This window comes from Paraburkholderia adhaesiva (assembly GCF_021390575.1).
In the GTDB taxonomy this organism is placed as follows: Bacteria; Pseudomonadota; Gammaproteobacteria; order Burkholderiales; family Burkholderiaceae; genus Paraburkholderia; species Paraburkholderia adhaesiva.
Map to the genome: position 1 here is coordinate 611,113 of NZ_JAJEJQ010000001.1, position 11,769 is coordinate 622,881.

Here is an 11,769-nt window from a genome sequence, read left to right on the forward strand (position 1 = left end):
TTTAGCCTCCGATGAGGTGGCGCGTCACGAAGACCGTGACGAAGCCGGCTGCCATGAAGGTGCCGGTCGCGACGAGGGAGCGCAGCGAGCCGCGCGAGAGACCACACACCCCGTGACCGCTCGTGCAGCCCGACGCGTAGCGCGTGCCAAGGCCCACGAGCAGGCCAGCGACGATGAGCCTGGCCGGCGTTGCCTCGAAGACCGCTGTGGGCAGCGGCGCGGCGAGTTGCCAGAGCCAGGGCGCCGCAACGATGCCTGCGATGAAGGCTGCGCGCCACGCGCGCTCGCCGCGCACGGCGTTGATGAGGCCGCCGACGATGCCGCTGATGCCCGCGATGCGTCCGTTGCCGAGCACCAGCATGGCGGCGGCGACGCCGATCAGCAGGCCGCCCGCGAGCGAAGCGAGCGGGGTGAAGTGGGTGAGATCGAGATTCATGGGCGCACCTTTAGACGACCGCAATAGAGACTCGAGAGCGTTTGCATCACCTGGATGACTTCGGGGCTGGCGAGACTGTAGTAGACGTACTTGCCTTCGCGGCGCGTCGACACGAGGCCTTCCTCGCGAAGCACGCCGAGGTGCTGCGAGAGACTCGGCTGGTGGACGCCGACGAGCGCCTCCAGTTCACCGACATTGCGTTCGCCTTCGGTGAGCTGGCAGAGAAGGAGCAGACGGTCCTCGTGCGCGAGGGCTTTCAGGAGTGCGCAGCATTTCTCCGCGGATTCGCGCAGGGCAGCGAGGGCTTCGGGAGTGAGGGGTGAGTTCATTTGTCGCAATCAGTCGGAAGACTTTTTATCTGTCACTTTGTTGACAAGTATTATATAGATTAATAATATATCTTTCAATATATTGTTCGCCGAGCCACCAGAGTTTAACGGAGCCCTCCAATGTTTGATCTCGCTCAGTCCCCGATAGTCATTCCGTTCTTTGACCCAGTCACGGCTACGGTTACCTACGTCGTGCACGCGGGCCCCGGCTCGGCATGCGCAATCGTCGATCCGGTGCTCGACTACGACCCGAAGTCAGGTCGCACATCCACCGAATCGGCCGACCGCGTGATCGCCTACGTGCGCGAAAACGGTCTCACCGTGCAGTGGCTGCTCGAAACGCACGCGCACGCGGACCACATGTCGTCGGCGCCGTATCTGAAGTCGCAACTGGGCGGGAAGATCGCCATCGGCGAGCACATTCGCACGGTGCAGGGTGTGTTCGGCAAGGTCTTCAACCTCGGTGACGCGCTCGCCGCCGATGGCAGCGAATTCGACCATCTGTTCAAGGACAACGAGTCTTTCGAAGTCGGCGCGATCGGTGCTCACGCGATGCACGTGCCGGGCCACACACCCGCCGATGTCGCCTACCAGATCGGCGATGCGGTGTTCGTCGGCGACACGATGTTCATGCCTGACGTCGGTTCCGCGCGCTGCGACTTTCCCGGTGGCGAAGCACACACGCTCTATCGTTCGGCGCGCAAGTTGCTGTCGCTGCCCGGCAAGACACGTCTTTTCATGTGTCACGACTATCCGCCCGCGTCGCGCGAACCGCGCTTCGAAACCACGGTGGAAGAAGAGCGGCGCGACAACATCCATCTGAACGACAACGTGAGCGAGGAATCCTTCGTCGCCATGCGGACCGCGCGCGACCGCACGCTGGCCATGCCCAATCTGATCCTGCCGTCCATTCAGGTGAATATCCGCGCGGGCCGTATGCCCGAGCCTGAGGACAATGGCACGCGCTATCTGAAGATTCCGGTCAACGCCCTCTGACGCCTTTTGCCTGGACGCCACGCCCCGGCGTCCAGTTCCGTCTGCCCGCGGCGCGCATTAGCGCAGGTCGGGCGGCCGGCTTTTCGCGCTGCATTGCGCGCCCGTTCCAGCATCGCCTCTCGCAGCGTTTCTCAGGCTGCTTTCTGCAAGGCCTCGCAGGCCGCCTCTCGCACTATCGCGCACGGCACTTCTTACGTTGCTTGTCCGAAACGCGAAACTGTTTCCCACCCAACTGGCCGACGGCCATTTAGACTTCGATTCAGTTCGACGTCGCGCGCGACGCCCGTCGCCCATCACCGCAGCATGTAACCCGATCCCGGACCTGTTATTCACGCGAGCAGGCCGACGAGGAGTCGTGTCATGAAAGCCATCCAGTTCAAATCGTTCGGCAAGCCGGACGTGCTCGAATACGTCGATCTGCCGACGCCTGTTCCCGCGCCGGGCAACGCGCTCGTGCAGGTGTTCGCGGCGTCGGTGAACCCGAGCGACGTGAAGAACGTCGCCGGTCATTTCGAGCACACCGTCTTGCCGCGCGTGCCGGGCCGCGATTTCAGCGGTGTTGTCGTGACGGGCCCCGACGCATGGATCGGTGCCGAGGTGTGGGGCACCGGTGGCGACATCGGCTTCACGCGCGACGGTACCCACGCCGGGTTCATCGAGATCCCCGTGGCCGCGCTCGCGCGTAAGCCCGCTTCGTTGAGTCACGCGCAAGCCGCGTCGATCGGCGTGAATTTCGTCGTGGCATGGCTCGGCACGGTCGATTACGCGCGTGTTGCCGAGGGTGAGACGATCGCTGTGATCGGCGTTTCGGGCGGCGTGGGCGGCACCGTGACGCAAATCGCGAAGGCACGTGGCGCGCGCGTGATCGGCGTCGCGCGCGAAGCGCCACGCGCCGATTCGCCCGCGGCGCGCCTGATCGACGCATTCGTGCCGATGGACGAGCACACCGCGCAACACGTGCGCGAGTTGACCGCCGGCGCGGGCGCGGAGGTGGTCTACGACACGGTCGGCGGCGTCGCGTTCGAACTCGCGCTTTCGCTCGCGAAGCGACGCGGACGCGTGGTCGAAATCAGCGCCACGGGCAAGCGCCGCGTGGAGTTCGATCTGATCGACTTCTATCACAACGAAACGCAGCTATTCGGCGCGGACAGCGCGAAGCTCGGCGTCGCGGAATCGGCGCCGATGATGACGGCGATTGCCGAAGCGTTCGACGCCGGTCACTTCGAAGCGCCGGTCATCGCCATGCGGTTTCCGCTCGAACGCGCGCGCGAGGCGTACGAAGCGGTGGCGGGCGGCACGCCTGGGCGCGTCGTGATCGAGATGCCCTGACGTACAAACCATTCAGGCTGCGCTGCGCACGAGACGCTCGGGCAGACGCGCGCGCAGTGCGCGCGCATCGAGGTGCGCGAGATCCTTATCGAGTTCGAGCGCCACGACGTTTTGCGTCTGCGAATCGAGCGCCTTGCGCAGCACGCCGAGGAATGCAGGCGCCGCTGCAATCACCAGTGTTCCGTAGCGCGCTTCTGCGCGCGCCTTTGCGAGCGTCGTCGCGATCTGGGCGGCGAATGCCGTGGCTTCGCGTTCGTGTTGCGTGGTGTCGGGATCGGACGCCTGGCGGCCAGGGCCTGCGCTGTCGAAGGTGCGGCCTGGCCTGTCGCTCACGAGGCTCTGCTTGAGCACGCGGCTCTCGGGGTGCAGGAGCGTTTCGACTTCGTCTATCGCGCCAAGCGGGTTGTCCGTCGCGAAGATGCGCGCCGTCACGCGGTTGGCGACAACGATCCAGATCGTTTTCGACATGTTTTCTCTCCGGCCTGGGCTCCGGCGACGCGTCTCGGCGAGCGGCATACGCCTCGCCGGAGCGATGAGGGGATGCGCGGCAGAGCGCGAATTCCAAGGTTAGCGCGATCGGGTCACACGTGCGATGGGGCGGGCGGCGCGTCGTAAGGCTTCGGTGCGATCCTCCCGAGAATCGGGAGGATGATTCCAGATTGCAGGTGATTATATTTTTCGATGGAAGGGGATAGTCTGCAGACTTCGGTCAACCCGATCAGAAGGAGCTCGACATGACTTCCGCCGACCGTCGCTATTCGAGCGATGTCGCTTTCACGCCCACCGTGAAGGCCATGCAGCAGCGTCTGGGCTCGCGCGGGATGTATGCACGCGTCGAGTCGGAGCATGGCTGGGAGGCTGCGATCCCGCCCAATATTAAAAGCTTCATCGAAGCGCAAACGAGCGTGTTCCTCGCCACCGCGAACGCCGAGGGCCAACCGTATATCCAGCATCGCGGCGGTCCCGCAGGATTTCTGCGCGTGCTCGACGAGCGCACCATCGCATTCGCTGATTTCAAGGGGAATCGCCAGTACATCACGCTCGGTAACCTGGCAGACAACCCGCGGGCGCATTTGTTTCTGATCGACTATGCGCGCACTCGCCGTCTGAAGATCTGGGGTACGGCGCGCGCCGTCGATGATCCCGAACTGATCGCGAAGCTGATGCCCGAAGGCTACGACGCGGTGCCGGAGCGCGCGATTGTGTTTACCGTCGAGGCGTGGGATCGCAACTGTCCGCAGCATATCCCGCAACGTTTCGATGCGGCGGACGTGGAAGCGGCGCTCACGGCGCGCGATACGCGCATCGAGGCACTTGAGGCGGAAGCGGCGCAGCGTGAGGCCCACGTGCGCAAGCTGGAGGAAGAAGTCGCGCGGCTGCGTAAGCAGAACGCGGCGTAGCACAGTGTTGCTGGCGGCTGCCGCGTGGCAGGCCGCCGGGCGTGGTCGCCCGCGTATATCGCAAACGCGGGTAACGCAGTTGACGAGGCCAGAGCGATCGAAGAAACCAGGGCGGCAGAAATGCCGCCTTACTTCATCTTCTCTGCCTCGTTCGTGATGGCCTGACCACCCTTCGAGAGATCCTGGCCCGCGCCGGCGACGGTATTGCATGCCGCAAGCGTGACGGTGAAGAGTGCAAGCACGAACGCAATATAACGGTACATGTCGGCTCTCCTTATGCGTGTAATCGCGAGCGGTGCCGCGAAGCGACTCCCGGCCGCGACCGGGGCGTACTGACCAGGGCCGCGGGGACGCAGACCCATGCGAGGAATTGTACGCGCGGACCGGGAGGGGGGCGCCCGGTGTGCCTCAGGTGCGCCGATGCGACTTGTGCGCAGCTTTGCGCACCACCAGCCACTTCGGCGAGCGAAAGCGCACGATGCTTACGTAGAGCCACACGTAGGTCAGCGCGAACACCACCACGAAGCAGAAGAGATGGACCGTGTGGCGCCAGAAGAGCGTTGCCGGGATCACCGCGATCAGGCACAGCAGCCACAGGTAAGGCGACGTGAGCGAGTTGCGTCGCGTGAGTTCGCGCGCCGTGCGTGCGCCCACGGCCCAGCGCATCAGCCGCTTGTAGACGAGCATGTGCAGGTGCACGCCGTCGGGAATGCCAGGCGACATGCCGCGCACGAACTTCTTCCGGTAGATCGAGAAACACGTCTCGAAGATCGGGTACATGAAGAGCAGCACCGGATACCATGCCGAGACGTCGCGGTTGCGCATGACGAGCAGGATCGACAGCTCGGCGAGCATGAAGCCGATGAAGTACGCGCCGCCGTCGCCGAGGAAGATCAGCCCCGCCGGGAAGTTCCAGATGAAGAAGCCCATCACCGCGCCCATCATGATGAGCGATGCGGAGAGCACGACCGCGTCGTGCACCTGGAACGCGACGTAGCCGAGCGACGCGAACATCATGAACGCGACCATCGAGGCGAGGCCGTTGAAGCCGTCGATGATGTTGACCGCATTGGCGAGCGCGGCAACCGCGAGCACCGTGATCACGAACGAAATCGGGGTGTAAGAGAGCAGAAAGTCGAGCGGCGGAACGCTGATGCGCGTGACCGCAATGTCGAGCAGGAAAAACGCGAGCGCCGCGGCGGCCATGGTGCAGATGAGGCGTGCGAGCGGTGAGACCCGCTTGGTGAGGTCTTCTGCGAGTCCCGACGCGAAAGCGGGCAAGCCGCACGCGGCGATGCCGAGGATGCCGCCCGAAACCGCCGGGTACGCACCGCGCAGTTGCAGGGCGGCGACGATGAGACCGGCGAGAATGCCGGTTCCGCCGATACGCGGCACCGGCCGCGCGTGGAATTTCTGGACACCCGCGAGATCCGAATCGACGGAAAACTTTTCATGCAGATGCGCATACCGCACGATCAGCAGCGTGACCACCAGGGAAACGATAAAACCGAGCGCAAAACTGAGCATGAAATCGGGACGCGAGGAATGGATGCGCGATTATACAAAGCCGGTGAGGTGATGCCCGTTTCGAGCCCGTGGGAACGATGCCGGCGGGCAGGTGAGGGCGGCGTGCCGGTTGCGTGTCGGAGGGGACGTTTGGGCGTCGGAATGGCGTCGGATAGGCGTCGGATAGGCGTCGGATAGGCGTCGGTTGCGCCGCATTCGCGTGCTAGTATGGCCCACCACGCTGCCCCGGAGAGGCCGCAAGGCCGATTGCGCGGACTGTCCCGGCTGGTGTCGGTGTCGGGCGGCAAAACCTGATTGCCCGCATGTACGGGCTGCCAAGACCGATGAATCTGGAAGAAGAACGCGCACCCGTTGCCGTGAGCAACGTGGAGCGCCCACTCGTTTCGATTCTGCTCATCGCCTATAACCAGGTCAGCGTGGTCGCCGACGCCGTGGCCGGTGTCTTGGCACAGACGTATTCGCCGCTGGAAATCCTGATCTCCGACGATTGCTCCCAGGACGACACCTTCTCTGCGATCGAAGCGGCCGTGCGCGACTATCGCGGCCCGCATCGCCTTGTGCTCAACCGCAACGAGCGCAACCTCGGCATTTCCGGACACCTTTCGCAACTCGCGCGCATGAGCCACGGCGAACTGCTGGTGGTCGCCGCGGGCGACGATGTTTCGGTGCCCGAGCGCTGCGATCGTCTCGTCACGTGCTGGAATGCGCTGGGCCGGCGCGTCGATCTGATTGCCTCGGATCTCGTCGAGTTCGATAACGCCGATCCGCAGGCCGGCCGCATTGCGCCGACCGATCTCGGCAGCTACGCGGGCTTCGACGACTGGGCACGCGGGCGGCCGTGGCTCGTCGGCGCGGCGCATGCTTGGTCCCGGCGGCTCTTCGACCGCTTCGGCGACATGCTGCCGGGCGCGATGGCCGAAGACCAGATCATGACGTTTCGCGCCGTGATGACGGGCGGCGCGTACAGCCTGCGCGAGCCGCTGGTGCGCTACCGGCGCGGCGGACTTTCGGGCAAGCGCCGCTGGCGCACTGTCGAGCAGTTCATCGCGCGCGTGCAGCTAACCACGCGTTTTGGGCTCGTCGAATCGGACCAGTTTCAGCGCGACGCGGAAATTGCCGGGGTCGGCGAGGGCATGCGCGCGCTGCTCGTGCCGAAGCTCGCGCGCGAGCGCTACGTGCGCGACGTTTTCGCAGCGCACGGATTCCGGGCGAAGCTCGGTTTGCTCGCGCGCACGAAGGGCGTGAAGCGCGGGTTCCGCGTGCGGATGTTTCTCTACGCGGCGTGTCCGGGCGTTTATCGGCCGTTCTTCGCACTGCGGGCGCTGTTGCGGCGCTAATCGCGGTTTCAGGCAGGCTCGCGATGCGCGAGCGTCACTTCAATCAATACCGGATGGTCGGGCACGCTTACGTCGAGGCGGCGCACGTCTCGATGGCTTTCACGTGGCTTGTCCGAAACGAGCGGGTCGTACACGTTGACACGGCTCGCGCTCGCGCCCAGGTCGAGCCCGACGCTGGCGGGCGGATTGGCGACCGGCGTGCCCGTCGCACGATCCCAGATCTGCGTTTCGTTCCATAGCACCAGCACGAAGCGGCCATCGTTCTTCTGCAGCAGCAGGCTGCTCGCCAGCGGCGGCATGCCTGAGAGCGTGTACGCAAGCGTGCCGCCCGCCGCGCCGTTCGTGCTGTGCTTCGTATCGTCCTTCAGTATCGACGTGAGATTGCGGATCGCCGAGGCGACCGGCTTGGGGCTGTTGTCGATCCGAAAGAGGCCGAAGTGCATCTCGGCGTTTTTGTTCTGCGGATCGGGCTTCTGGTCCAGCAGTTCGTAGACGTAGGTGCGCTTCACGCCTGCCGCTGCCGCGTCCATGTAGCCGTTGAGCACGCCTTTGGCCTGAGCCGGTTCGTCGACGCCGATCATGTACCAGCCCGACTGCGGCATCGAGAAGTAGCCGAATTCGGTGATCACCATCGGCAAATGAAACTTCCTGAAGAGCCGGACGGCCGAGCCCATCCACGAATCGCCGTTCGCGTTGCGCATCGGCTGCTCGCCGTTTTGCGGGTAGACGTGTCCGTTCGCGTAGTCGGCGGCGTTCGTGCGGGTGTCGACCGGCTTGATGTCGTAGCCGGTGAGGTCGTAGACGGGCACGCCAGCGAGCGCGGGCGTGCCGCGTACGCGCGTGTAGATCTCGCGCTGCACGGCGAGCCCCGCGTCGGCGCCCTTGAGGTCGCCGTAAGTGACCGGCCAGTTGTCGATCTCGTTGAGGCCCTCGATGGCCACGACGCTGCCGGGCACTTCGGCGTTCAGCCGCAGCGCGCGGTCGAGGTGATCCGCGATGTCCAGATGCATCAAGACGTTGAACTTGATGCCGTGCTGCGCGAGATAGACGTAGCTCGCGAGCGGCGCTGCGCCACTGGCCGGCGGCGCGTCGCGAACGTGATGGATGCCGAGCCATGCGAGATCGTCGGCGATGTTGCGCACGTTCGCATAGGCGCCGTCCGTGTAGTTGACGTGCGTGTTGACGGCGAGCGTTTCGAGGAAGGCGTCGGCGCGCATCACGCGCACCACGTCAGCCTCCTGCGCCACCGACGTGCCGGTGAGCGCATAGAGGTACAAAAGTGCGGCAAAACTCGCGACGGTCCGCGCGCCCAACCGCCTGCACGGATGCGCGGCGCGCGCGTGCCGCGAACCGTGTGCTACGACTATGCGGGCTAGCGGGGCAACGACAGCTGCGAAGGGATGTCTCACGGCGTCTTCCTCGCGTGGGGCGATCCCGGTAACGCGCGCCTTGCCCCATGCCAGCGTCGCGGAAGTTGTGCCTCTGCGGCGAGACCATTTTGGAGCGCCGTGTCGCGCCGCGTATGTGCGACAACGAACATAGCGGGACTAGTCACAATAATAAGGGTTCCTGAAGTACTGAATCGTGCGTGAGATTCGGGCGAAACACGCGCATGCAACGCGCACGTCGAACCGCACGCTCACACGGACCACCCGGTTTTCCAGGGGGGAAAACGAAATTCGGTGTTGGTCGGTGCGTCAGCGCACGGATTAAACGCATCGCGATGTCGTAATCCCTTCCTTGTAAAACGGCCGTCCCTCTGGTGCTCAAGCGTGTCGAAGACGAACACGCGAGGTCTGTGGGATTGCGCACGGTGCCCTCCGGGCCCACTCCGTAATGTGATGACGTACGCCGTGATGGGGGCGGTGCGAACACATGGGGATCGCCAGATGCAAGTCGATCGCCGCGCTCGCACGTAACAGACGACCGCTCCAGACCACGAACGATTGACGAACGCGATACGCACGGGATAGGGCCATGTCTGACTTAACGCAGCGCGCGGTCGATATCGCGCTGATTGTGGCCGGCGCTGAAGGCGCCGTTCACCTGCACCTGAATTTCCTGGCGTCGGGCGGCGTGCATCACCCCGATCCGACGCTGGTCGCATTCTGCGCGGCGCTCGCCTTGTCGGTGTTTCCCGCGTGCGGCACGTACGGCTCGCGATCGCGCGGCGGCAAGACACTCTTTAGCGTGGCCTGGCGCACGGCACTCGCGTGGCTCGCGGTGCAGCTTTGCGGACTCGTGCTGCTTTACGCGATTCATCACGATCATCTGCTTGCGCTGCCGTGGTTCATCTACTGGACGCTGACCACGGGGATATTGCTGCTGACGTCGCACACGCTGTTTTTTGCCGAGTTCAGTGTGCTGCGTCTTACGCGTGCGTGGTGGCATCACGAGCCGCTCAAAGGCGAGTTGCGCGAAGCGGGTTCCGCCGCCGTGTTCGGGCATGCCGTGAAGCGCGTCTTCGACATCGTCGCGGCGGTGAGCGCCCTCGTCGTGCTCTCGCCGCTGCTCGTCGTCGTCGCGCTGATGGTGCGGCGCGATGGCGGGCCGATGCTGTATGGACATGTCCGCGTTGGGCGTCATGGAAAAAAATTCCGCTGCCTGAAGTTCAGAACGATGGTGGTGAATTCGGAGCAGGTGCTGAGGGATCTGCTTGCGTGCGATCCCGATGCGCGTGCCGAATGGGAGCGCGAATTCAAGCTCAAGAACGATGTGCGCGTTACGCGGCTCGGTCGCTTCCTGCGGAAGTCGAGCCTCGACGAACTGCCGCAGATCTGGAACGTGCTGCGCGGCGATATGAGCTTCGTTGGTCCACGTCCGATCATCGATCAGGAACTGGAGCGCTACGGTGACGCCGGCAAGTACTACCTGATGGTGACGCCCGGTATCACCGGTCTGTGGCAGGTGAGCGGGCGCAATGACGTCGACTACGCAACGCGCGTATCGCTCGATGTTTCCTATGTGACGACATGGACCTTCTGGAAGGACATGGGAATCCTGTTCAGGACGTTCTCCGTGGTGGTTCGCCGTAGCGGCGCCTATTGAGTCGTTCGAACGGGATGGATCAGACGAATTGCTTGTCGGGCTGAGTATCCGCGCCAAGGGGAATGGCGCGGAGCGCATGCACGGGGGACCGGGAGTAGGGCAATGAAAATGAACGCGAAGGACTCGTTCGACGCAGCCGCCGCGCGAATTGCGCGGGCTTTCGGCGCGTCGGGGACGCTGCGTTGCAGAGCCACGCGTGCTGCGTGGCTCGTGCTCGCGGGATTGGGTGGCTGCGCCTTGTCGCCGGGCATGTCGTTCGCTCCGGCAGGTGGCGGCGCGAGCTCGAATGCCGCCGCCAGTGCGGCGGTGAATACGGCCTCGGGCGCGTCGGTGCCCGATAGCATGGTCAAGAAGGGGATCGTGGGCGCACCGTCTGGTCAGGTTGTCGAGATCACGGGCGATCTCGTGGAAAACGAGGCGGCGGCGCGGCCCACAGGCATTCCAGATGATGTGCAGAAGCTGTTCGGCACGCCCACGCCCTATGCGATCGGCCCCGGCGACGTGCTCAGCATCGTGGTCTGGGATCACCCCGAACTCAATCTGCCCGCGACGAATGGCAACGGAGGCGACAGCCCATCGGGGGCCACGTCGGTTGCCGCGGGCTACACGGTCGACAACGACGGATTCATTCAGTATGCCTATATAGGTCCGCTGAAAGTCGATGGCCTCTCGGAAATGGGCGTGCGCGATACCCTCGCGGCCAGGCTCGCGCGATACGTGCGTCAGCCGCAGGTCACGGTCCGCATCGAGACCTATCGCAGCAAGCGCTTGTATCTGGACGGCGAGGTCAAGACGCCGGGCGTGGAAGTGCTCAATGACCGGCCCATGACCCTGCCCGAGGCCGTCAATCGCGCGGGCGGCTTCACGAGCAACGCCGACCGTTCGCGCGTCGCGATCACGCGCGGCGACAGCACCGTGCTCATCGATATGCCGGACATGATTCGCAAGGGCTTCAATCCCGATCGCATCATCCTGCGCGACGGCGACCTCGTGCGTGTCTTTGCGCAGACGGACAGCAAGGTATTCGTGGTCGGCGAGGTGCAGCGTCCCGGCGGCGTGATGTTCAACAACGGCCGCATGACGCTCAACGAAGCGCTCGGCAACGCGGGCGGGGTCAATCAGGCGTCGGCCGACGCGTCGCAGATCTACGTCGTGCGCGGTCGCGATACCGGCAAGCCGGTCGTGTTTCATCTCGACGCGAGCAATGCCTCCGCGATGGCCACCGCCGATTCGTTCGAACTGAAGCCCAATGATGTCGTGTTCGTGGACACGTCGGCTCTCGTGAAGTGGAGCCGTGTCATCAGCCTGATCCTGCCGACGACCCAGGCCGCTGCGGCGAGTCGCGCGATCGGTTACTGATGCCTGCG

General features: G+C 64.5%; 12 protein-coding genes. 6 read left to right on the forward strand and 6 right to left on the reverse strand.

Translation table 11 applies throughout. From position 1 onward, the window contains the following. Position 1 precedes the first annotated feature (1 nt). Positions 2–436, reverse strand: a complete 435-nt coding sequence (locus tag L0U80_RS02835) for a YeeE/YedE family protein (protein ID WP_233862395.1) — start codon at positions 434–436, stop codon at positions 2–4. After that, positions 433–765, reverse strand: a complete 333-nt coding sequence (locus tag L0U80_RS02840) for an ArsR/SmtB family transcription factor (protein WP_233862397.1) — start codon at positions 763–765, stop codon at positions 433–435. Before L0U80_RS02840 ends, L0U80_RS02835 begins: the two co-directional genes overlap by 4 nt. A gap of 120 nt (positions 766–885) precedes the next feature. Here L0U80_RS02840 and L0U80_RS02845 point away from each other — a divergent pair, with 120 nt between their 5' ends. After that, on the forward strand, positions 886–1,761 hold the full coding sequence (locus L0U80_RS02845; protein WP_233862398.1) for an MBL fold metallo-hydrolase: 876 nt from the start codon (positions 886–888) through the stop codon (positions 1,759–1,761). Positions 1,762–2,121: 360 nt separating this feature from the next. Then, entirely contained in the window at positions 2,122–3,090 is a 969-nt protein-coding gene (locus L0U80_RS02850; RefSeq protein ID WP_233862399.1) for a quinone oxidoreductase family protein, read from the forward strand. 12 nt (positions 3,091–3,102) lie between these two features. On the opposite strand, the gene L0U80_RS02855 is transcribed toward L0U80_RS02850, so the two are convergent. Further along, on the reverse strand, positions 3,103–3,558 hold the full coding sequence (locus L0U80_RS02855; protein WP_233862400.1) for a host attachment protein: 456 nt from the start codon (positions 3,556–3,558) through the stop codon (positions 3,103–3,105). A gap of 266 nt (positions 3,559–3,824) precedes the next feature. Between L0U80_RS02855 and L0U80_RS02860 the strand changes: the two genes are divergently transcribed. Beyond that, the gene (locus L0U80_RS02860) at positions 3,825–4,490 is read left to right on the forward strand and encodes a pyridoxamine 5'-phosphate oxidase family protein (protein WP_233862401.1); all 666 of its coding nucleotides are present in this window, start codon (positions 3,825–3,827) and stop codon (positions 4,488–4,490) included. 128 nt (positions 4,491–4,618) lie between these two features. On the opposite strand, the gene L0U80_RS02865 is transcribed toward L0U80_RS02860, so the two are convergent. Continuing rightward, on the reverse strand, positions 4,619–4,753 hold the full coding sequence (locus tag L0U80_RS02865) for an entericidin A/B family lipoprotein (RefSeq protein ID WP_233862402.1): 135 nt from the start codon (positions 4,751–4,753) through the stop codon (positions 4,619–4,621). A 145-nt stretch (positions 4,754–4,898) separates the two neighbouring features. Further along, positions 4,899–6,017, reverse strand: coding sequence for an MraY family glycosyltransferase (locus tag L0U80_RS02870; protein WP_233862403.1), 1,119 nt, complete (start codon positions 6,015–6,017; stop codon positions 4,899–4,901). A 323-nt stretch (positions 6,018–6,340) separates the two neighbouring features. Between L0U80_RS02870 and L0U80_RS02875 the strand changes: the two genes are divergently transcribed. Then, on the forward strand, positions 6,341–7,354 hold the full coding sequence (locus tag L0U80_RS02875) for a glycosyltransferase family 2 protein (protein ID WP_233862404.1): 1,014 nt from the start codon (positions 6,341–6,343) through the stop codon (positions 7,352–7,354). A gap of 8 nt (positions 7,355–7,362) precedes the next feature. On the opposite strand, the gene L0U80_RS02880 is transcribed toward L0U80_RS02875, so the two are convergent. Then, complete coding sequence (locus tag L0U80_RS02880) at positions 7,363–8,763, reverse strand: glycoside hydrolase 5 family protein (protein WP_233862405.1); 1,401 nt, start codon at positions 8,761–8,763, stop codon at positions 7,363–7,365. 568 nt (positions 8,764–9,331) lie between these two features. Between L0U80_RS02880 and L0U80_RS02885 the strand changes: the two genes are divergently transcribed. Continuing rightward, positions 9,332–10,402 carry a sugar transferase gene (locus L0U80_RS02885; protein WP_233862406.1) on the forward strand — a complete coding sequence of 357 codons (1,071 nt, stop codon included), beginning with the start codon at positions 9,332–9,334 and terminating at the stop codon, positions 10,400–10,402. A 102-nt stretch (positions 10,403–10,504) separates the two neighbouring features. Continuing rightward, positions 10,505–11,761 (forward strand): polysaccharide biosynthesis/export family protein, encoded by a 1,257-nt coding sequence (locus L0U80_RS02890; protein WP_233862407.1) that lies wholly within the window; start codon positions 10,505–10,507, stop codon positions 11,759–11,761. Positions 11,762–11,769: the final 8 nt, after the last annotated feature.

Bases quoted from the DNA above. Each gene is read 5' to 3' on its own strand.
- L0U80_RS02835 (WP_233862395.1), bottom strand. From the start codon at position 436: ATGAATCTCGATCTCACCCACTTCACCCCGCTCGCTTCGCTCGCGGGC.
- L0U80_RS02840 (WP_233862397.1), bottom strand. From the start codon at position 765: ATGAACTCACCCCTCACTCCCGAAGCCCTCGCTGCCCTGCGCGAATCC.
- L0U80_RS02845 (WP_233862398.1), top strand. From the start codon at position 886: ATGTTTGATCTCGCTCAGTCCCCGATAGTCATTCCGTTCTTTGACCCA.
- L0U80_RS02850 (WP_233862399.1), top strand. From the start codon at position 2,122: ATGAAAGCCATCCAGTTCAAATCGTTCGGCAAGCCGGACGTGCTCGAA.
- L0U80_RS02855 (WP_233862400.1), bottom strand. From the start codon at position 3,558: ATGTCGAAAACGATCTGGATCGTTGTCGCCAACCGCGTGACGGCGCGC.
- L0U80_RS02860 (WP_233862401.1), top strand. From the start codon at position 3,825: ATGACTTCCGCCGACCGTCGCTATTCGAGCGATGTCGCTTTCACGCCC.
- L0U80_RS02865 (WP_233862402.1), bottom strand. From the start codon at position 4,753: ATGTACCGTTATATTGCGTTCGTGCTTGCACTCTTCACCGTCACGCTT.
- L0U80_RS02870 (WP_233862403.1), bottom strand. From the start codon at position 6,017: ATGCTCAGTTTTGCGCTCGGTTTTATCGTTTCCCTGGTGGTCACGCTG.
- L0U80_RS02875 (WP_233862404.1), top strand. From the start codon at position 6,341: ATGAATCTGGAAGAAGAACGCGCACCCGTTGCCGTGAGCAACGTGGAG.
- L0U80_RS02885 (WP_233862406.1), top strand. From the start codon at position 9,332: ATGTCTGACTTAACGCAGCGCGCGGTCGATATCGCGCTGATTGTGGCC.
- L0U80_RS02890 (WP_233862407.1), top strand. From the start codon at position 10,505: ATGAAAATGAACGCGAAGGACTCGTTCGACGCAGCCGCCGCGCGAATT.